Below are 21472 nucleotides of genomic sequence, written 5' to 3' on the forward strand. Positions count from 1 at the left end.
CGATAACACTAAAAAACCTGTGGATTTTTACGATTTTATCCATGAAATCCAATATTTCACGGTTGAATGGTTATAACTTTCAAATGTCCGATTTTTTGAGCATGGGTTTTCTTTTTCACCACGATATCCACATCGTTTCCTAGTATTCGCAAAAACCGGATTAAACGATCTATGGAAAGTCTTCCTGTATTCCCTTTGACGATCGCGGATATTTTAGTTTGGGAGATTCCCAACCATTCGCTCGCCTGTTCCACCGTCAGTTTTTTTCGACGGATGGAGTCGCGAATCTTATGGGATAGTTCGGCTTTCATCAACGCTTCTTCGGGATTAGGGAAGCCAATATCTTCGAAAACATTGCCGGAGCTATCTTCAATGGAAATTTTGGAATCATCAGTTGGAATACTTTTTTTCCTGTTCATAATCTTTTTGCGCCGCTTGAAGGCGGAGACGTATCCGCTCTTTATCTTCCCTTGGCGTTTCGATTCCTTTTTTTGATTTCTTCATAAACGCATGAAGCACATAAACCGTATCTTTAAAACGAACTGTATACACTGCCCGATAGGCGTTTCCTCGGTAATCTTCAATCAATTCCACTACTCCCGAACCATGAAATCCTTTTAACGGTTTTGCGTTGGGGTGATGTCCTCCTTTTTGGGCGTCATATAACGCTTGCCCGAAAACGGCTTTTACGGGTTTTGGCATTTTTCTTAAATCTTCCTTAGAGGAACCTACCCAACGTATCTTTTTCATCATTCATTATGGCTTTTATCGGGTTATTCGCAAAGAGGATTCTATCTCTCCCCGTTCGCAAGATTACTTGTTCATGAAAACGAATAACATCATAAATTATCCGGAACCCTAAACAAAGCGTAGGAAACCAGCCCCGTTTGATTCCCGAAAATCGGTTCCAGATGCTGGCGCAGGACGCCGTTTTGAATTTGCGGCATTCGCTGGCTGACGTCGCAGGTGGGAAGAGGAGGCGAATAGGAGACGTATTGAATGTTATATTTTTTCAAAATGGCTTTCGCCTCTTCCCAATCGGGAGTGGAGTAGAGTTTAAGCATCTCTTCTTTGCGATGGCCGACTTCGGCGCGAAAGGCTCTCTTGGCGGGATCCGTTACTTCATTGATTCCGCCGCGCCATAACCCTTCATGATTCACCCACCCAATGATCGTTGGCCGTCCCGTGCAGGCGGAAACGGCGTTTTCCTGGCTGTAGGCGCAGCCGGGAAGTTCGACGATGATGTCATCAGGTCTCGTGTTTTGGCGTACGTATTGGATGATTTCGTATTGTTGGGGCATGGAAGCTTTCATGAAAGCCAATCCGTCCAGCGTAATCAATCGGCCTTGCGTGGGCATAGCGAAGAGCGAGGCGAGCGTGAATATCGGTCCAGCCAGGCCGATGAGAAAAACGGCGATGACGGGAATCAAAACAAAAGTTTTGATTTGCCGATTGTCCAGCCTTTTCATGTTTATGACCAAGAGATAAGGCAAGCTGACGCCGAACAGCAGCCAGGCGGCGAAATGAAACTTGAACAGCGTATTCATGCGCGCCAGGTTGATTCCATAGGTGTCTCGCAAATATATGACTTCACAACCCGCGATGGCGGACCAAGCCAAAGCGCAGGCGATCAGGGCGAAGGTTTCCCGTCCATGGCCGCAGGCGCGCCGCTGGCGGCTGGCCCAGACGCTGGAGACGGCGAAAATCCAAAAGAGTAAAGCGAAAACGAAGGCGGCGGCGCAAGCGATATAGCCATACCAGCCCCAGATAATCACGAAGGCGACGCCGAACATAGCGGCCAAAAAGCCGATCTCTTCCCAACTCCAAGTCTTGCGCATCTCGTAAACCATCAAGTAAAGAACCGCGAGGCTGACGGCGAAATGAATGCCGAAAACGAAGAAAAATTCGCCCAAGCCCGTGCGGTAGGGGCTGGATTGCAGAAGATGGCCATGCAGCGGCGGATCGAAATGAAGCCAGAAGGGCGCCGCAATAAAATAAGCGAGAATGGGAAGCGCCAGGAAAACGGCCTTCATGATAAGGCGGCTGAGTGATGCGCCCTTGATAGGGTAATAGAAAGGAATCCCCAGAATTTTCGTTCGCATCCAGCTTGTGTTTTTGTTGACGATCGAACGCAATAGGCCGCTGACGGCGACGGCGCAGAAAAAGATGGCCGCCACGGGAAAATCGAACATATTCGTAGGAAAAAGGAAGGCGCACGACAAGGCGGCGCAAACCAGAAGCGGCCATTCGAAGCGTAATAGTGCACCGAAGGAAAGCCGGACGAATGCCCGGTAAAAAGCGTAGGTCAGCGCAATGAAAAGCAAGAAGAAGGGCATGTCGTTATAATGTGGATGCAAATCGCCCCATACGATGGAAAAGAAGGGGTATTCGTTAATGAGAGGATTTTGCGGCGTATCTTGAATGATGCGCGTTGTATTCCAAAGATAGCCATTGCGCCATTCATATAAATTCGTAGGAAATCCGGCGTATTTGAGTATCAAAGTTCCCCCCGCGATATTGCCCATAAACAAAGTGCAGACGACTGTCATTAGCGCCCAGCGGCAGCGTCCAAACAAGGCGCGCCCGATGACGAAAGCCATCGAAGCCGCCATCGCCGCCACGGACGCGATGGATAGGTTGTAGGCGTATTCCGTAGGAATGCCCGTCAGTTTCGCAGGAATGGAATGGAGCAGATAGCCGCCGTAATGGTAATTGACGCTGGCGCCCAACAGCCAGGGATCGGGCGGGGGAATCTGCCGCGCCGCGGTCAGCGCGTTGAGCAGCATCAAGTCCATCGGCTTTTCTGTAGAGTCGATGTTCGGGTCTTCGCGCCGCGCCAGAACGATTAATACGAATACAAGGATAGTAACGATCTCGCCGTTTATAGCCGTTCGCCAAAACCGTTGTATGCGCTTTTGAATCCAAGCGGGATTGAGCATAAAAAGATAAAGCGACGCGCCGAAGAGAAGAATCGCCACGCAAAGAACGCCCAAAGCGCTGAAAGGAAACCCGACCGAAGCTAGCAACCATGACAATACGCCCAACAGCAGCCAGCCCAGCGGGCGGGCGGCAAGCATCCCCCCTTCCGGCATCCGCCGGAACGCCTTCATGGATATCGGCAAAACAATAACGCCGAATACAGTCAGAACGATATACCAGGTTAAAGCGAGCAAAAGATCGTTGAGCATAGCATCCCTTCCGGCAAGAAACGTCGAATCATGCAGTTCTTAAAAAAAACGCCGCCTTGAGACCCTTAAATGGTATACCCATATCTTTGAAATCAAAGGACGCTCGACTGAGCAGCAAGGCAATGTTATTTTGCCCCTGATCGAACCATTGCTTTCCGGCTAACCCAAAATTCGGCTATTATAAGAGGCTCTTGCAAAATTAATAAAATCCGCTTTTAAATTCTCCCCCCAAGCTTGGGGGGAGTTAGAGAGGGGTTGATTATGTTAGACTTAAAGCAACCCCCTCCTAACCTCCCCCAAGCATGGGGGAGGAATTATGGAGTTTTGCAAGAGGCTCATGATTAACGATCCATCGGCTCGATAAGGAAGCGGAGAAAAATGAATATTCGTAAAAATCGATTTGGCCTATTAATAATTGCATTGACTCTATCCGCCGCTTCAGCCAACGCGGACTTGAAGCCGGTCTATTCTCGCCAAGGCATGGCCGCCGGACCGGAAGCGAACGCCGTCCATGCGGGAGTGGAAATATTACGGAGCGGCGGCAATGCTTTCGACGCGGCGGCGGCCATCGGCTTTGCGCTGGCGGTAACCTACCCGGAAGCGGGTAATTTGGGCGGAGGCGGTTTTCTTACGGGATTGACCGCCGACGGCCGCCGCATCGCGCTGGATTTCCGGGAAAAAGCGCCTTTAGCGGCGAAGCGGGATATGTATCTATCCGCAACGGGCGTCGTTGTGTCGGGATTAAGCGCCGATTCGTTGCTAGCCGTAGGCGTTCCCGGCGCCGTTCATGGCTTGCTAACAATGCAGAAAGATTACGGAACGCTGCCCCGCGCCGGCATCCTCGCTCCCGCCATCCGATTGGCGGAAAAAGGATTCTCCGTAAGTTACGTCTTCGCCAAATCTCTCGCCGGCGAGAAGACGAAAAAACGCTTGACGAAATTCGATACCACCGCCTCAGTCTTTTATCCCAACGGCGAACCGCTAACTTTCGGCGATCTCTTCCAGCAACCTGATCTCGCTAAGACGCTGCGCTTGATTCGGGATCATGGCGCCGAAGGATTTTATCAAGGAGAGACGGCGCAACGCCTGACCGGCTATATGAAGAAACTCGGCGGCATCGTCTCGATGGAAGATTTGGCGAATTATTCCTGCGTTTATCGCGATCCCATCGTTTTTTCTTATAAAGGGTATGAACTGATGACGCTGCCCCCGCCCAGTTCGGGCGGAGTTGTCCTAGCTCAGATTTTGAAACTCATCGAGCCGCTGCCGCTCAAAGCGATGCGCTATCATTCCGCCGCTTACATTCATACGATCGTAGAAGCGGAGAGGCTGGCTTTCGCCGACCGGAATTATTACCTAGGCGATCCTGATTTCATTGATATTCCAATGGAAAAATTGCTATCGGACGAGTACATCAACCAGCGCCGGGAGTTAATCCCATTTCTGCGCGCAGGCGACAGCCAAGGAACGGCGCATGGCGGAGCGGAATCGCTAGAGACGACGCATTACGCCGTCGTCGACGCCGCCGGTAATGCGGCGGCCATCACCTACACGCTGAATGGCGGCTACGGCGTGGGCGCCGTTGTGGAAGGCGCGGGATTTTTGCTGAACAACGAAATGGACGATTTCACCGCCAAGCCCGGCGCGCCCAATATGTACGGCCTGATGGAAGGCGAAGCCAACGCCATCGCGCCGGGAAAACGTATGCTCTCTTCCATGACGCCGCTTATCGTCACGAAAGAGAATCAATTCGCTTTTACTATCGGAACGCCCGGCGGTCCGACGATCATCACGACCAATCTGCAAATTTTTCTAAATATAGTAGAATTTGGAATGAACATCCGCGAAGCCATCGACGTCAGGCGCTTCCATCATCAATGGCTGCCGGACAAAATAACGCATGAGAAATACGCCTTCTCGCCGGAGACGATGGATAAACTGGTGGAGATGGGCTATAAACTGGACGAAACGAACCAATTGGGATTCGCCGCCGGAATCCAACGGATCGATGGAGTATTGGCGGGATACTCGGATGGTCGGGGAGACGGATTGGCGGAAGGCTATTGAGCGAATGCGTTAAGGTGAAAATATGATTTCAATCGTTCAATCCAAAATGGGGATTCCAATTCGGTTAACGGATGAACGGTGGACGCATATAACGGAAGAGCATTGCGAAATGGCGGGATTGCGGATAGAGATTCTTGAGACGATTTCTAATCCTCAACGGATATTTATAGGAAACGATGAAGAACGATTGGCAATTAGAGAATATTCTTATGGATTGTATCTTGTTGCCGTTTATCGCGAATGGGAAAATGATGGTTTTGTAATTACGGCATTTTTGACTCGCAGGATTCGCAGTATGGAAAGGAGACATCAATTATGGCCATAGCGGAAATACAGAATTACTTAAAATTGATGCCCGCAATTAAAGAAACGCCTCAACATACTCTTTGGGTTTCTTACGATCAAGAGGCTGATGTTTTATATATTAATTTTAAAAAACCAAGTTGCGCGACCGACAGCGAATTGACGGAAGAAGATGTTATCGTTCGATATGAAAAAGAGGAAATTATCGGCATGACCGTACTTCACGCCAGTAAACGAGTTTGATGGTGTAGACGGTTTCGATCCATAGATATTGGTTACGTAGTTATCGGTTCATCGTTAGTTAAAAGGGTGGGCTTAAAGCGAAGCGTAGCCCACCATTGTAACGAAGGTATTTTCGCCATGTTAATAGAAACGTCCGCCGCAGCCCTATTGGGCTTATCGATATACAGTTGGTTTATCGAACCGCATCGATACCGGATCATGCGGCATAAAATTCAAATGAAAGGCCCATCCATCAAGCCATTGGCGATTTTGCAGATTTCCGATCTACATTTCTATCGTGGGCAAACCTCCCTCCAGCGCTTCCTCGAGGAATTGACGAAATGGGCGGTGGATTTGATCTTCATCACGGGAGACCTTATCGACGACGATTCCGGCATCGATTTATGCCTGGAAGCCTTGCGGCCGCTTCGCGCCAAGTACGGCTCATACTGCGTCTTCGGCAATCACGATTACGATTGCGTCGATTGGCGCCATCTGTTCCATCGCACCGGCAAGCCATTGAAAGAGATGAAGCGCCGTCCCAACGACTCGAAGCGTTTGGAAGCGGGACTCTATTCGCTGGGGATTTCCGTGCTGCATAACCAATGGACGCGCATCGCCGTTGATGGCGGCGCCGTCGCCGTCGTCGGCGTGGACGATCCCTATAGCGAAAGGGACGACATACCCGCCACCTTTCGCGGCTATCGCAAAGAGGAACCTTGTTTCGTGCTGGTTCATGCGCCCGACCGCTATCGGGAACTCTCCGAAGCGGGCGCTGACATGGTGTTTTCGGGACATACGCACGGTGGACAAATTCGCATTCCCTTCGCCGGACCGGTTATCACCCGCTCAAAGGCGCCGAAGCGGTTCGCATCTGGCTTCGCCCGGTTGAACGGGACGCTGTATCATGCAACGCGCGGCGCTGGTTCCAGCCGCCTAACGCGGCCCCGGTTTTCCTGTCCGCCGGAAGTGAATCTATTCGAGATCGAATTCGTTCAGGAAGATAAGCCGAAAAATTCCTTTGCCGAATGAATTTCTTTGCGTTATAATAAAAAATATTATGGCTGATATTTTTTCCATTGCCCTTTCCGGTTTGAACGCCTCCCGCAACCGTATGTTGACGGCGGCCAATAATTTGGCCAATCTCAACACCCCCGGCTACAAAGCGCAGCGCGCCGATTCCGCCGCTTTGCCCGGCGGCAACGGCGCCGCGACGGACAGCGTTTCCTTCTCTCCCCAAGCGGGCGCTTTAGTTCCAACCGGCGATCCGTTGGATTTGGCGATTGCGGGAGAAGGCTATTTTCAAGTCGCCGATGGAACGGGCGGCGTGGCATATGCGCGGGATGGTTCTTTTCGTCCTGACTCCAATGGAACTTTAGTGAATTCTCAAGGAATGCCGCTCTCCCCAGCGATTACGGTTCCCCCCAATGCCGCCAGGGTTTCCATCGGCGAGGATGGAACCGTTACCGCGAACATGGCGGATGGAACCACCGCCAATCTGGGCCAGATTCAATTGACCCGCTTCAACAATCCCGGCGGGCTTTCCCGGCAAGGCGGCAATCTATTGACGCCCACACCCGCCGCTGGAACTCCGCAATCGGGCGCGCCGGGAACGGCAGGCCGAGGCGCCATCCTCAGCGGCTATCTGGAATCCTCCAATGTCAACATCGCGGAAGAGGTCATTACGCTGCTCAATGAAGAAAACATGACGAAAGCCAACGCCGCCGTCGTTAGAACGGCGGATGCGATGCAGAAAACCCTCCTTGACGTTAAGGCGTAATCCCGCTCCTAGTACTCTGTGACATTTATAATTGTCCCCTCGCCCTCTGGGAGAGGGTTAGGGTGAGGGGATTATAAGTTTAATAATATCAACCCTCACCTAACCTCTCCCCATCTTGGGATAGGAATTTAAAAACAACAATCTCAATGCAGGTTGATATAACTCTTGTTACGCGTTTAGATATATGGGGACGCCGCGTGTGACGCTTTCTACGGCTGCCATCTAACCACTAACCACTGTTCACTGTCTTTAAGGCTTGCGGCGGGGATTGCGGCGGGAATAGCCGCGGACGCGGCGGACGGTTTTCACGCCTTCGATGCCAAGCAATTGCTGCATGATCGTATTCAGGTGATTGATGCTGGTCACATCCACGTCGAAAAGAAAGGAAGCTTGCGTGCTGGTCGTAGAACTTTGACAGCCGGTGATGTTGGTTCCGGTGGAAGAGATCATCTGCGACAAATCGCTGAGCAGATTGTGGCGGTCCCGCGCCCGAATCTCCAAAGAAACCGATATCCGTTCTTTATGATCCCCTTCCCAAAAGAGCGGCATGATGCGGTCGTTGTCTTGGCGGGCGTATTTTAAATTGGAACAAGTCGTTTTGTGGATGGTAACGCCCCGTCCCCGCGTAACGAAGCCGATGATCTCATCTCCCGGCAGCGGGCTGCAACAGCGGGCGCGGCGATACATAATGTCGTCGATGTCTCCCATGTGCACGACGGTTTTATTGATGGCGGATTCGTCGCTGGCCGGTTCCGGTTTTTTGTCGGCCTCCTTCGCTGGTTCTTGCGATTTGGCCTTTTGTTTGAGCAGGCGAAAAAGCACTTGCTTGGTGGATATGCGCCCGAAGCCGATGTTGACGAAGAGATCGTCGAGGTCTTTTTGATCCAGCGATTCGACGATCTCTTCCGCCGCCGGGGAATTATAGAACTCCAACGGCTTGTAACCCGCTTTCTTCAATTCCTGCGTCAATTGGTGTTGACCCATTTTCAGCAACTGATCCCGGCCGGATTCGAGAAGGTAGCGCCGGATTTTGTTGCGGGCGGAAGCCGTCGTTACGATCTCCAGCCAGGCGTGAGTGGGATGGCTGCTCTGATAAGAGAGGATTTCCACCACGTCGCCGGTTTTGAGGGAATAATTGAGAGGAGCAATGCGTCCATTCACCTTGGCGCCGCCGCAACGGTTGCCTAATTCGGTATGGATTTTATAGGCGAAATCGATGGGCGTGGAATTTTTGGGCAAGGCGATGACGGAGCCTTTGGGCGTGTAGCAATAGACCTCGTCGGAAAAGAGATCGGTGGAGAGCGATTTCAGAAAGTCGTCCGGATCTTGAGTATCGGGCAGGTTGGTGGAGAGGTCCAGCCATTGCAAGTCGCGGCCTACGCGGCGTTGATGAGATTCCTTGTAGCGCCAGTGAGCGGCGATTCCGTGCTCGGCGATCTGGTGCATTTCCTGCGTGCGGATTTGAATCTCCATCATGCGCCCGTGCGGACCGAGAACGGTCGTATGAATGGAACGGTAATTATTGGGCTTGGGATTGGAAATATAATCCTTGAAACGGCCTTCCACCTGTCTCCACATCGTATGCACTTCGCCGAGAATGGCGTAGCATTCGCCGATGGTCTCGCAGATGACCCGCAGGGCGATCAGATCGTAAATCTCGCTGAACGATCGGTTCTCCCGCACCATCTTCATATAAATGCTGTAGAAATGCTTGGCTCGTCCTTCAACGCTGACGTGGAATCCCTTATCCAGAAGCGCCTTTTCCAATTCGCGGCGCGCCTGGCGGATGATCTCTTCCCGCTCCCGCCTTTTCAGCGAAACCTTTTTTTTGATATAGCGGTATTTCTCCGGATTGAGAAACATGAGACAGCGGTCTTCCAACTCCCACTTGATCTGCCCCAAACCTAAGCGGTGAGCCAGAGGAGCAAAGAAGCGCAGGGTATTCTTGGCGATATGAATTTGCTTGCTGCGCGGAAGGTGTTGAAGCGTTCGCATATTATGAAGGCGATCGGCTAATTTGATGACCAGGGCGTGGGGATCTTTAGCGGTGCTGACCAACATGCGGCGCAGATTTTCGAGTTCGGTTTCGTTGCGGTCGGCGGAACTGATTTGATTGACGTTTTTGCTGACGTTGGTAACTTGTTGCACCAGAGTCGCAACGTTTTCGCCGAATTCGCGCTTTAAGTCCTCGTATTTATAGCCGGTATCCTCCAAAACGTCATGGAGAAGTCCGGCCATTATGGTATCAGCATCCAATTGATATTCCGCCAGCGTTTCGGCGACGCTGATAGGATGGACGATATAGGGTTCGCCGCTGACCCGCTTTTGCTCGCTATGCGCGGCGTAAGCGAAGAAATAGGCTTTACGGATGCGTAAAATGTCGTTTTCAGGAAGATAATTGCGCAGAATGAGTTCCAGGATAGGAAAATCGTCTTCGATATCCATTGAGGTAGGAATAGGAAGTAACGTATCGGCCTGCGGCGTCATGAGGAGTTCCTCCAGGACTCCATTTTGCTTGATCCCAACAATAATTTATAGCAGCTCAACCCCTCCTTGGTTAACATTATATCTCTTTTGTTTCAAGGCGGGCGCCAAGGGCAAGGTTGTTCAGCATCTCTTGATAACTTACAAACAACCTTGCCCTTGCCACCCCGACTAGGAGACTGAGAGATTAGATATTTTTAATTACTAACTTTTTCCATTGCGTCATCATCGCTTCTGCGCCCGCGATCATCACCCGCGCGCGATGGGCGAAGGTATGCTGGCGGAGGATGCGTTCACGCGCTGCTTGCGTAATTTCATCCCGTTCCTGGGGATGAGATAGGTAATAATCTACTTTCGTTTTCAACTCATCCAGATTGCCATATGCCTCCATCTCTTTTCCTACGGCGAAAAACTCTCCCATGCGGCTTTGCGCATGGGAAATTATATCACTCAAGACGAAGCCGCCGCATAGAGGGATTTCGAAATCCCTTTCGTTGGGCGAGGAATGCGTAAACATCGTATGGATGTTGAGGCTGATTTGAGAAGAGCGGAATAGATCGAAGCCTTCCTGCATTGTCAGATAACGCCCTTGATAGGCGTCCTGCATTCCATGCTTCGCTAAAATGGCGCCCCAATCCAGCGAGCCGTAGACTTTTATGGGAAAATCTTTCAATGCGGCGATGACTTGCGCGCGTCGGGCGCAATTGAATTCCAGGTTGAAATAATAGCGCAGCAAATTTTCATCCGTCATATTCTTCTTGGCGACGGTTTGGCGCAGAATCCGCAAGAGGCTATCGCGCTCTTCGCCGGGGGAAAATCGTTCTTGAATCGCACGCGCTGCATCGAATTTAAAATCACTCAGTTTTTCATCGACGATAGATTCGATTCGTTCGACAGTGGAGTTTGGCAGATGGCGGCGAATGCGGCTGACATCGAATATCGATCCCACAAAGGAAACGACGCTCGCCAGTTCGGGACGATAATTCGCCTGAATATTCGGCGAAGCGCATAATGGGATATCGCCGCCCATTCGAGCGCCCATGCGTTCCAAATCCGGCGCCTGGGAGGGATCGACGGGAAAGGCGATGTCGAAAGGGCCGTGGCGGCCTGGCGGCAAGTTGACGGGATCGTCAACGTACCAAATCATGCGGGGAATCGGCGCGTCATGAATCGATCCTCCGAAAAAGTGGGTGGAGGGGAAATCGACGATGGCGATGGCGTCGGGACGGAATCGCAAAACTTCCAAATTGGCTTTTAAGGCGGCGGGGGCGTCTGCCAACGACTCCAGCGAGAGGATGCGAACCTCTTTGCCTTCGCTGGCGAATCCCTCGGCCAGTCCTTGCGCCAATGTTTCCCAGCAGCCGCTTTGCAGCGCGAGGACGGCGATTTTTTCGATACGGCGAATGGGATGATGCTCGTAATGACGGGCGAATTCCTCGCGCAACGCTGGAAATTTTACACCTGCTTCCGAAAAGGATTTTTTGACGATTGCTTCATAATTCAACCAGACGGGGCGGGGATGCAACGCTCCAACCAACTCGCCAGGGAAGCTGCGATATTCGGAATCGACGAGATGAAAGGGATACAGTTCCGATTCCAACGCCTGGCGCAATTGCCCTTCTACATTTTCTCCAACGATCCAATAAACCAAGGGAGAAGCGATCAGCGCCGATAGATCGAATAGGGAAAAAGCCGCAAGCAAAAAACCGGGATCGGGTTCGATTATAATGAGCGGCCGGGATTGGATGGGGCGGCGTTGGAAAAAATTCAAACCATGCCCTGCGCCTATATGGAAGAGAAACGTCCAGGCTTGATCCGGCTTCCAGGTTGACATCGCTTGAAGAAACGCCTGCGTCTCCGCTGCGCCGCTCTGCTCGAGGTCGGTCCAATATTCGCCGCCATCGAGGAGTATCTTTTTGCAGCGATGCAGTTCTCTTGACGCTGTTTCGACGAGAATGTCTTCCCTCACCGTTTGCCGGCGCAATAACTCCGCCAAGTCTGGACGGCGAGCCGCCAGCGCTTGCAGGTTGCGGCGCCGACAATCGCCTTCGAGTTTAGATAAGGGAATCCAGGCCATATTCATCCATCGCGGAAATCGTCCAATTGCTTCAATCCCCGTTCGTCCATCATGCGCAGAATGCCTTTCAGAATATCGCGCACGATCGCCGGGCCTTGATAGACGAAGCCGGTATAGATTTGCAGCAGCTGCGCTCCCGCCGCCAGTTTTTCCACGGCGTCTTCGGCGTTGAAAATTCCCCCGCAGCCGATAATGGGAATCTTACCCTTCAGTTCCGAGGCCGCCAATCGTACAACTTCCGTCGAACGCTGCCGCAGCGGTTCGCCGCTCATGCCGCCGCTTTCGCGTCCGCCGGTTTGGTTAGTGGTATTGGTAGCGATGACGCCGTCCAGTCGCAGTTGCCGAATGACGCCGAGGGCTTCCCGGATTTGCTCGCCGCTCAAGTCGGGCGCAAGTTTGACGCATAGCGGCTTGCGTTTTTCTCCGGCGGCGATTTCGTCCATTTTCTTTTGCATCGCCGCAAGCAGTTGAGCTAATTTCTCTCCCTCTTGCAGCGTCCGCAGATTGGGCGTGTTGGGCGAGCTGACGTTGACTACGAAGAAATCACCGAAGCGGTAGAGTCGTTCCAGCGAAATCGTATAATCCTCAATCACGCGGCCTATATCGTCCGCCGGAGTATCGAATTGCTTGCCGAGGCTGACGCCCATCATCGCGGTGGGTGAACGGTTTTGGCTTTGCTTTCGCGTCAAGAGATCCGCCGCCGCTTGCGAGCCGCCATTATTGAATCCCATGCGGTTCACCAATGCGCGGCTATCAGGATAGCGGAAAAGGCGGGGTTTGGGGTTGCCCGGCTGAGGACGCGGCGTCAAGGTTCCGATTTCGAAATGAGAAAAGCCGAATGCGTCCCACAAGTCCGTACAAACGGCGTTTTTGTCGAAGCCGCCCGCCAGCCCGATAGGATGCGGCAGCCGCCGCCCCCAGATTGTCCGTTCCAACCGCGAATCCTGCGGCGCCAGCATGCGATTTATGATGGACTTAAAAGGACGACATAATCCCATGCGAGAAAGAACCAGTTCATGAATGAATTCTGGATCGAACCGAAAAAGAATCGGCTTGGCGGCGTATTGGTAGAAGAGATTGAAAGGCGTCATCATCGTACTATCGCCAGCTCCGCAAAGTATTCAGCGCAAATAGAGCCTTCATCAAAAAATCGATAGCCATCATAATAAATCATGTTGCCTCGCCGCCGCCCATTGAGCAAGATGGACGGTTTGGAGCGATCGTTGAAACCTTGGGAAGCGCCAACGAAGCCGTATATAATCTCAGCGTATGGAAAATGAAAACAGGTAAAAATTATGAAGAAAATAAAACAGTATAGTATGGCATTCGGGCTTCTCTGCGCCGCTTCGATTTTCCTGGCGGGATGCGCCACGGCTTCAGGCGGTACTATGAATTCCAGTTCCACGAAATCGTTTTCGAGTTCAGCGGGCAAAGATTCCGCCTCGATTTCAGAGAAAAGTTCTATCCATGCGGGCGGCAGCGTCAGCGCGGGTTTTACTAACCGCTAACAATTATCCAACGTGGAATCTTTCCAACTAATCGATTATTCTTTGAAAGAAGATGGCGCCGCGGGCGATTGGCGCCTCTTCATTCAAGGTTCATGGCATTTCCGGCGCTTGCTGGAAGAGGCTTTCCCCGCTCTTTTCTTCATGGATGCGACGCTGTCCCTTCCATCGGATTTTTCCTGGGGCGTGCAGTTCAAGCCGCTCTCCCATTCCACCTGCGATCTGTTGGAGGATTATTTATCGCTTCTGCGCGACGCTGTTTATCGCCGCGGCGTTCTCGATCTCTGCTTTGCTCTATCATTTCAATCTTCCGACAGAGCATGGGATGACGCGGAGAAGCGGAAAACGGACGACCGCAGCGAGGCGAAGCGGATCGCCTGGAAGCTGACGGATTTCATCCGGCGCTATCCCATCTACCGCGATTCTTCCGTCATCGCCGCCGTTCCTTCTTATTCCGCCGGACAATCAAGACAATCCGCCTTTTGGCTAAAATGGATAGCAAGAGAAACGGGTTTATATAACGCCGCTGGCTTTCTGGAATATTCCCGCCAAGACTCAGCTATGAAGGCGGAAACTTCTATTTTCGCAGAGAAATCCATTGTTTTAGTGGACGATTTGTCTCATCCAGAAATCGGCCTCGACAAAGCGGAAAAAGCGTTGCGGCAAGCGGGCGCCGCAGCGATTTTCGGTTTGACGGCGGATGGCCTTATCAAGGAGCAACGCGATGACGCCGGATGAAATCGCCATTTTGCAGATGGTAATGACGCCCGGATTGGGGGGAAGAAGTTTAGAGCGGATTCTTACTAAAATCCAACGAGAAAATCTTTCTCCTGCAGATTTTCTTAGTCTCTCCCCGCAAGCGATGGCCTTGGAATACGCTCTAAAGCCGGAGATCGTCCGCGTTCTTCATGAATTGCTCGCTCAGGCGCAGAGTATGGCGCAACGATTGGAAGAGCATCGCATCAAAATGCTTATCAAAGGCCGCGCTGAATATCCCCATCGTCTACAATCGCGGGGAAAAGATGCGCCAGCGGCGGTATTCGCGCGCGGCAACGAATTGCTCTTTCCTCAAAGCGCCATAGGTTTCACAGGACCGCGGCGTCCCACGCCGCAAGGCGCCAAAGCGGCCAACCGCTATGCGGCGCGTTTGTCGCAAATCGGCGCCAACATCGTCAGCGGTTACGCAGATGGCGTCGATCTTTCCGCCCATCAGGGCGCGTTGGAAAGCGGCGGAACGACGACGTTGGTTTTGGCTGAAGGCATCCTGCAATTCCGTATAAAGAAGGAAATCGCGCCTTACCTGCGCGAGGGCAATCATCTCGTCGTCTCGGAATTTTCCCCCAATAGCGCATGGCTGGCCGGATGCGCCATGCAGCGCAATCGAACTATCTGCGCCTTATCCCAAGCCGTAATCGCCGTAGAGCCGGGCGTGAAAGGCGGCGCCTACGCCACGGCGCAGGCGGCGTTAAGGTTGAAGCGTCCGTTGTTTGTTATAGGGGATGCGGACCGAAAATCCGGCAGCGAGGGAATACGATATTTTCTTGATCACGGCGCGGATTTATTGCCTTACGGCGATGAAGACGGCGCCGTTATCGATTCGATTTTGGAGGCATTGAGCAAAAAAGAAATTTCCGCCGCCGCCGAAGAGCAGCCACTGTTGTTCGATTGAAACGCCTGCGAATTGCTAATTTTTCCAATTAAAAACGATCGGTTCGGCTTAATAACCACGGTTTGGATCCCACACCGGCGCTGCGGCGGCGAACGGATTTCGTTTCGGCTTGATCTTGCTGGGCCTCATTCGCCGATTCTTTCTCTTTATGGAATGCCGATCCCGCCGTACGGGCTAATCCGACAGGTACGCCGATAGCCAGGTCTTTAATTGGCGCGTCGATCAACAATTTTTTGAAGGGATAGAGAATCCGGCCTACTCCCGCCGGCGCCTTGTCTCCCTCCGGTTGATAAAAACCAAGAGTAACTCCGCTGGCGACATCCTTGAAGAATGAAAAGACGGCGTCGAAGCCGCCTGGCTTTTTTTCCGTTATGGTTTCGGCGGATTTGTCCGCCGCCGCATTGGATTCGACGGATTTTTCCGTTTTCGTCTTCCGAGCGTTGACTCGGCCAAATCCGGCGCGGGTCCGCGAGCGGCTTTTCACCGTCTTCTTGGTCTCTTCCGTCATCGAGGGCGAAGCAGAATCCTCCTTCTGCTTGTCGTCCCAATATGATGTTGATATGCCCGAATCGACCGGCTCCGGCGTTTTGGAAAAGACGGAATTGAACGAACTAGCGGAAACGTCAGGCGCATTCAAGGCTCCGGCCGTTTGAACCGGGGCGGATTTGGGGATCAAGCCGAAAGCCCCCCCTTTTCGCGGCGATAAGGAAGGCGCATTTAGAGAGTTCGATTGGATTTCCTCCGCTTTCGCCTTGCGGTAAGCCATATAGTTATTCAAATCGTTCAAAACCCTTTTCTCGAATTCTTCGCCTTGCGGAATATCAGCGGGCATGTAGGGAATATATTTCAAATATTCTTCGTTCGTTTCCGCCGCGAGGGAGGGAAGGGAAGCGCTTGAATCTGAAACGGCATCGGCGGTCCTTGCCGCCGGTCTCGCCGCCGCTAAATTCGACGCCATCGGCGCCGATGGGCGATAAGTAGGCGGCTCCAGCGCTTGCAATTGGGCGGAAGTCAATTTTGTCCGATTGAGCACATTCTGAAAGGTGAGATCGCTCGGCGCTTTAGGAGTTTGGACAGCGGATGGCGATAATTGGCCACCGTTATGGATGGAGTGAAGATTTTTCCCCAGGGAAACATAAGGATCGGCCATTTTTTCCATTCCTTTCGGCATGGCATGAGTTCAACCGATCCTTAGTGCAGATTTTATGCCAGTTGCGCGGCGGGCGGCGCTTCGTTTTGAGCCTGCCCTGCGCCGTTTCATGTTTTTTCCAGAAAATCCTGTTCGTTAAGAATTTCTTGCATGAAGGTTTCTTTCACTATTTCCTTTTGCCAGCGGCGATGTCTTTTAAGCGATTCTTCTCGTTTCTTTCGCGCCAGGGCGATGAAGCGATCCGTCTCGACTGGACCCAGCTGATCCAGTAAGGCGTAAATCCCTTTCTTTACAATTAGATCGTCCTCAAGATATCGTTCTGGCTTCATAGCAATTCCTCACTTAAGCAAAACTGCGCCGGATTCATCGCAGGTATTTTACTATTGATCTTGCGGCGCTTCGCTATGAGCCTGCCCTGCGGGGCTGCGCCGCTATTGCGTTTTCACGATACGAAAGCCAAAACTGGAGTTATCCCGGTTGGATGGGATGTTATTGTTTCGGTATGCCGACCGGCAAGTCCAGGCGTAGTCGTTCCAACTGCCGCCGCGAAGCACGTTGAACGAGCCGCCGGTTGGACCCGTTGGATCAATTTGGGATTCATCGCGATATCTCCCATACAAATCCTGGCACCACTCCCAAACGTTGCCGTTCATATCGTACAGTCCCCAGACGTTGGGCGTCTTTAATCCTACTTCATGCGTTTTCGTCTTTGAATTGGACGCTTGCCACGCATAGTCGCTGATTTGCGTATTGCTCGGATCGTCGCCCCAATAAAACGCCGTCACGGTAACCGCACGGCAGGCGTATTCCCATTCCGCTTCCGTCGGCAAGCGAAACGTTCCTAGCCCCAACTGGTTCAATTTTACGAGGAAGGTTTGGCAATCGAACCAGGACACTTTTTCCACTGGAAGGTTTAATCCCTTAAAATTGGAAGGATTGTTCCCCATCACCACTTGCCATTGCGCCTGTGTTACCTCGTATTTTCCCATATAGAAACTTTTAGAGATCGTAACTTGATGCTGCGGCCCTTCATCCGCATCGCGAGCCGTCTCATCGCTGGGGCTGCCCATAATAAAGGTTCCGGCGGGGATCAACGACATCTCTAATTGTTTGACGCCATCAGGAAGGGGAAGAGGAATTGTGATGGTTTGATTATCGGAGACTCTGGACGTAGGTGTTGAGGTAAATGGAATGGAGGTTTTCGTTGGCGTAAACGATGGAGCCATCGTCGGCGTCGCCGTCGAAGCCAAGGCGGGAGTAATCGTTGGAGTAAGCGTCGGAGTCATCTTTGGCGTTAATCTGGGAGTAGACGTCTGAGTGAATATTGGCCTAATTGTCGGCGTTAGGGAGGGGGTCGGCGTTTTAACCGGGATGGGCGTTTTCGTAGGCGTAGAAGAAGCTGTTGGCGTGTTGGTCATTGTAGGAGTGGAGGTAGGCGATGGCGTTGCGGTGGGAGTATTGGTGTTTGTCGGCGTCGGTGTAGGAATCCCTTCTACGGCAAAGGCCACTGGGCCAGCCTCCATTTGCGAAACGCCGCCTTCGGTTTTTATCGCCAGGACGCGAAACCAATACTTTTCAAATGGCTGCGGCCCTTGAGAATAATTATCGCTCAATAGAAACGTCCTATTGCCATCAAAGCGAAAATAATAAATATCCGGTGCGCCCGTCTGGCCGAGAAAATCGTACTGCGCGCCATTTTTACTGATGTAAATATGAACGTTGGCATACTCTTCCGTCCCTGGATTGAACTTGATCGCCAAGGCTCTTTCCAATGAGGAATCGGCGTCGAAACCGCCGCTTAAATCCGTTCCATGATACAAATCGTCGGTTACAATGGCCTTATGCGCGGGAATATCGTCAGGATTGGCGATCTTTTTCAGAGCGATGGAAGCGCCTCCCGTTAAATTGAAACCTATGGGCGCAGGTTGATTTAACACGGTCGACCGATTTTGATTTTTGTCGTTTTTATATAAGCCCCAAACTCGGAATTGATACTGCGCATTTACATCCGGATTTTTCCAGACAAAGCGGCGATAGGTTCCATCGGTGGTACTCCCCAGAAAAAAATAACCGCCATCGCCTCTGCGGACATAAATCTGCCAAGCATAAACCGGTAAATCGCCGTCGTAATTCCAACGAATATCGATCAAACGGTTGCCGATGTCGTCGAAATCGGTCGATCCGGAAAGCGGTTCTTGACTGCGCTCGTCATCGAAGACTTCGACGGTATTTTGGGAAAGCGCAAAACTCGTTACATCCGTTAACATCATCCCAAAGAATATGGCCAAGAGAGAAACGATATTTTTCTTCATGATGGGTTTTTCTTCTTTCCCATATAGATTGATCGCTTCGAGATCGAATAGCCGTTATGGCAGGCTGCGCTTCGTTTTGAGCCTATTCTATATAACGAGACGTTCGGCTCTCGACGCCTAGCCCCAAAGGGGCGAAATATAACAGCCAGCGGGCAACGCCCCTGGAGAAGGATTAAATAAAAGAAATCACCCCTTCGGGGTGAATTCCTTTATATCATTCCTTTATATTACATGAATAGACGCACAGGCGCGCCTCAGCGTTCCTCTATCGCCCGATCATTTTCTCGAGTTCCTCTTCCGAAAGAATCGTAACGCCCAATTTCTCCGCTTTGGACTTTTTGGAACCGGCTTTTTCTCCTGCTATGACGAAATCGGTGCTTGCGCTCACCGAACTGGTCGCTCTGCCTCCTCGTTGGCGGATGAGTTCCGAAGCCTCTTCGCGAGTATATTTCGCCAGCGTTCCCGTGAGTACGAAGGTTTTCCCCGCGAAGGGCGAATTGGCGGCGGGGGGTGCGGCGATCTCCTGTTCGAAGCGCAATCCCGCTTCCTCCAGACGCTTTAATTCTTCCAAATTCGATTCTCGATGGAAAAAATGGTAGATGCTCTCGGCGACGGTAGGACCGATTTCGTCGATGGACGATAGCGCTTCTTCCGACAGGTCTTTCAATTCCCATAGACTTTTCCGGTTTTGCATTAACACCGATGCGAGATGGCTGCCCACATGGCGCACGCCCAGCGCGAAGAGAATGCGATCGACGGGCCGCGACTTGCTCCGCTCGATGCCGGAGCAAGTGTTTCGCGCGGATTTATCCCCCATGCGTTCCAATGACGCCAGTTGTTCATGTTGAAGGCGGTACAAATCCGATAGGCGGGCGACTAATCCTTTCTCGACTAATACATTCACCAGTTTTTCCCCGACGCCTTCGATATCCATGGCGTTGCGGCTTACGAAATGTTCGATGCGTTTTTTCAACTGATCGGGGCAGGAGAGATTGATGCAGCGGAACGCCACTTCCTCCCTCTCCCGCACGATCCCGCCGCCGCAGGAAGGGCATTTCGTTTCCAGCTCGTAAGGCTTCTGCGATCCGTCGCGCTTCTCCGCCAGGACGCGCACTACCTTGGGGATGATCTCTCCGCCTTTCTGAATGATGACTCGGTCGCCGACGCGGATGTCCTTGCGCTTGATCTCTTCAAAATTATGCAGCGTGGCATGGCGGATGACGGTACCCGCCAACGGCGCCGGCTCCAGGATAGCGCGCGGCGTAACGGCGCCGGTGCGGCCCACGCCCAGTTCGATGGCTAACAGCGTTGTTTCCGCCTCTTCAGCGGCGAATTTATAGGCGATGGCCCAACGCGGGCTTTTCGAGGTATACCCCAACCTTTCGCGGGCGGCGTAAGAATTGACCTTGACGACCAGCCCGTCTACTTCAAACTCCAACTCGCGCCGCTTGATATCCCATTGCCGCGCCCGTTCAATCACGCCCTCGACGCCCAATTCCAACGTACAGCCGGGAACGGTTCTCAATCCCCATGTTTCCAGCGCTTGCAGCAGCGCGAAATCCTCCGCATACGTTTTCCCGGCGATTTCGCCAATCGTATGGATAAAGAGATCAAGCGGACGTTTGTCCGTCTGCGCGGGATTGAGCAATTTCAGGGTTCCGGCGGCGGCGTTGCGGGGATTAGCGAAGGGCATCTCGCCTTCCTCCTCGCGTTCTTCGTTCATCTTAAGGAAGGCATGGCTAGGGATATAAACCTCGCCGCGTACGTCCAGGAATTCCGGCCAGTCCTCTCCCCGTAGAATCAACGGCAGAGACCGGATCGTCTTGACGTTTTGCGTTACGTCGTCGCCGGTCTTGCCGTCACCCCGCGTTACGGCGCGTTCGAACCGGCCTTGGCGGTAATGAAGAGAAACCGCCACGCCGTCGACTTTCGGCTGTACGACGTAGGTAACTTCTGCTCCGCCGAGTCCTTTCACAGTGCGGTTATGAAATTCCCTGATCTCCGCCTCGGAATAGGTATTGCCGATGGAAAGCATGGGAACCCGATGTTCGAAGGAAACGAAAGATTCCAACGGCTGCCCGCCGACCCGCTGCGTCGGCGAATCCGGCGTGCGGAATTCGGGATGTTTCTCTTCCAAATCCTCCAATTGCTTCAGCAGGCGATCGAATTCCTCGTCGCCGATTTCCGGTTGCGCCAATACGTAATATAAGTACTCATGCCTGCGGATATCATCTCGCAGTTGGATGATTTTATCCTTGATGTCTTCGGACATTGCGATTTTCCTGCGTATAGAAAAATGAATCGTATTTGAAAATGTATCCTATAGCCATCGTAAAAAGAAGAAAGACGAGTTGGCGAAGAACGATTTGGAATAGGAGCCGGAGATCATAGACGGCTGTATAGGAGGCATAATAACGATCAAAATCTTATTAGGAATGAAAGCGGAATCTGCTGGTAAAGCGGCAAAGCGCCTATTTTCTCAGCCTATCAAGCCATAGAACTTGATTTTTTTTACTCCTCCCGGTTTTCTTGTAAAATTATATTTGGTGAAATGCGACTTTAAAAGAGCAAATTCTTTATGAATAAGCCTTAAAGAAACGATAATGAATAATTACTGAATTTTTAACTTGACATCTCGAAACAATAATTTTAAAATTAGACAATATCTAATTTTATTGGTAATGTGGTTGGGCGTATTCATTTGTTTGACGTTTT

17 protein-coding genes are annotated in these 21472 nt (G+C 51.9%); 7 read left to right on the forward strand and 10 right to left on the reverse strand.

Going from position 1 to position 21472, the window contains the following annotated elements; translation table 11 throughout:
* Positions 1 to 56 precede the first annotated feature (56 nt).
* From AB1656_19115 to AB1656_19125, 3 genes are all read right to left on the reverse strand, one after another.
* Entirely contained in the window at positions 57 to 419 is a 363-nt protein-coding gene (locus tag AB1656_19115) for a helix-turn-helix transcriptional regulator (GenBank protein MEW6237499.1), read from the reverse strand.
* Positions 391 to 753: a type II toxin-antitoxin system RelE/ParE family toxin gene (locus AB1656_19120; protein MEW6237500.1), complete on the reverse strand. Its 363-nt coding sequence runs from the start codon at positions 751 to 753 to the stop codon at positions 391 to 393. The genes AB1656_19115 and AB1656_19120 overlap by 29 nt, the downstream gene beginning before the upstream one ends.
* An 86-nt stretch (positions 754 to 839) precedes the next feature.
* Positions 840 to 3188 (reverse strand): DUF2298 domain-containing protein, encoded by a 2349-nt coding sequence (locus AB1656_19125; GenBank protein ID MEW6237501.1) that lies wholly within the window; start codon positions 3186 to 3188, stop codon positions 840 to 842.
* A 378-nt stretch (positions 3189 to 3566) separates the two neighbouring features.
* On the opposite strand from AB1656_19125, the gene ggt reads away from it, so the two are divergent.
* The 4 genes from ggt (at position 3567) to AB1656_19145 (ending at position 7560) form a co-directional block, all read left to right on the forward strand.
* Positions 3567 to 5255, forward strand: coding sequence for a gamma-glutamyltransferase (gene ggt / locus AB1656_19130; protein ID MEW6237502.1), 1689 nt, complete (start codon positions 3567 to 3569; stop codon positions 5253 to 5255).
* Positions 5256 to 5570: 315 nt separating this feature from the next.
* Entirely contained in the window at positions 5571 to 5801 is a 231-nt protein-coding gene (locus AB1656_19135) for a DUF2283 domain-containing protein (GenBank protein MEW6237503.1), read from the forward strand.
* Between the two features lie 117 nt (positions 5802 to 5918).
* Entirely contained in the window at positions 5919 to 6812 is an 894-nt protein-coding gene (locus tag AB1656_19140) for a metallophosphoesterase (protein MEW6237504.1), read from the forward strand.
* Between the two features lie 28 nt (positions 6813 to 6840).
* Positions 6841 to 7560 carry a flagellar hook basal-body protein gene (locus AB1656_19145; protein MEW6237505.1) on the forward strand — a complete coding sequence of 240 codons (720 nt, stop codon included), beginning with the start codon at positions 6841 to 6843 and terminating at the stop codon, positions 7558 to 7560.
* 249 nt (positions 7561 to 7809) lie between these two features.
* Here the strand turns inward: AB1656_19145 and AB1656_19150 are convergent, their stop codons facing one another.
* From AB1656_19150 to AB1656_19160, 3 genes are all read right to left on the reverse strand, one after another.
* Complete coding sequence (locus tag AB1656_19150; GenBank protein MEW6237506.1) at positions 7810 to 10047, reverse strand: bifunctional (p)ppGpp synthetase/guanosine-3',5'-bis(diphosphate) 3'-pyrophosphohydrolase; 2238 nt, start codon at positions 10045 to 10047, stop codon at positions 7810 to 7812.
* 184 nt (positions 10048 to 10231) lie between these two features.
* Positions 10232 to 12127, reverse strand: a complete 1896-nt coding sequence (locus tag AB1656_19155) for a glycosyltransferase (protein ID MEW6237507.1) — start codon at positions 12125 to 12127, stop codon at positions 10232 to 10234.
* Complete coding sequence (locus tag AB1656_19160; protein ID MEW6237508.1) at positions 12124 to 13215, reverse strand: quinone-dependent dihydroorotate dehydrogenase; 1092 nt, start codon at positions 13213 to 13215, stop codon at positions 12124 to 12126. Before AB1656_19160 ends, AB1656_19155 begins: the two co-directional genes overlap by 4 nt.
* A gap of 201 nt (positions 13216 to 13416) precedes the next feature.
* Between AB1656_19160 and AB1656_19165 the strand changes: the two genes are divergently transcribed.
* From AB1656_19165 to AB1656_19175, 3 genes are read left to right on the forward strand one after another with little or no spacing between them, the layout of a single operon-like run.
* Positions 13417 to 13629 (forward strand): hypothetical protein, encoded by a 213-nt coding sequence (locus tag AB1656_19165; protein ID MEW6237509.1) that lies wholly within the window; start codon positions 13417 to 13419, stop codon positions 13627 to 13629.
* 12 nt (positions 13630 to 13641) lie between these two features.
* Positions 13642 to 14364: a hypothetical protein gene (locus tag AB1656_19170; GenBank protein MEW6237510.1), complete on the forward strand. Its 723-nt coding sequence runs from the start codon at positions 13642 to 13644 to the stop codon at positions 14362 to 14364.
* On the forward strand, positions 14351 to 15295 hold the full coding sequence (locus tag AB1656_19175) for a DNA-processing protein DprA (GenBank protein ID MEW6237511.1): 945 nt from the start codon (positions 14351 to 14353) through the stop codon (positions 15293 to 15295). The genes AB1656_19170 and AB1656_19175 overlap by 14 nt, the downstream gene beginning before the upstream one ends.
* Before the next feature lie 28 nt (positions 15296 to 15323).
* Here the strand turns inward: AB1656_19175 and AB1656_19180 are convergent, their stop codons facing one another.
* The 4 genes from AB1656_19180 to ligA all read right to left on the reverse strand — a co-directional run bounded on the left by AB1656_19180 (position 15324) and on the right by ligA (position 21029).
* Positions 15324 to 16445 carry a hypothetical protein gene (locus AB1656_19180; protein ID MEW6237512.1) on the reverse strand — a complete coding sequence of 374 codons (1122 nt, stop codon included), beginning with the start codon at positions 16443 to 16445 and terminating at the stop codon, positions 15324 to 15326.
* A 107-nt stretch (positions 16446 to 16552) separates the two neighbouring features.
* Positions 16553 to 16774 carry a hypothetical protein gene (locus AB1656_19185; protein ID MEW6237513.1) on the reverse strand — a complete coding sequence of 74 codons (222 nt, stop codon included), beginning with the start codon at positions 16772 to 16774 and terminating at the stop codon, positions 16553 to 16555.
* A 102-nt stretch (positions 16775 to 16876) separates the two neighbouring features.
* Entirely contained in the window at positions 16877 to 18757 is a 1881-nt protein-coding gene (locus tag AB1656_19190) for an SUMF1/EgtB/PvdO family nonheme iron enzyme (protein ID MEW6237514.1), read from the reverse strand.
* A gap of 265 nt (positions 18758 to 19022) precedes the next feature.
* Positions 19023 to 21029: an NAD-dependent DNA ligase LigA gene (ligA, locus tag AB1656_19195; GenBank protein MEW6237515.1), complete on the reverse strand. Its 2007-nt coding sequence runs from the start codon at positions 21027 to 21029 to the stop codon at positions 19023 to 19025.
* Between the last annotated feature and the right edge of the window lie 443 nt (positions 21030 to 21472).

This window comes from Candidatus Omnitrophota bacterium, assembly GCA_040755155.1.
In the GTDB taxonomy this organism is placed as follows: Bacteria; Hinthialibacterota; Hinthialibacteria; order Hinthialibacterales; family Hinthialibacteraceae; genus JBFMBP01.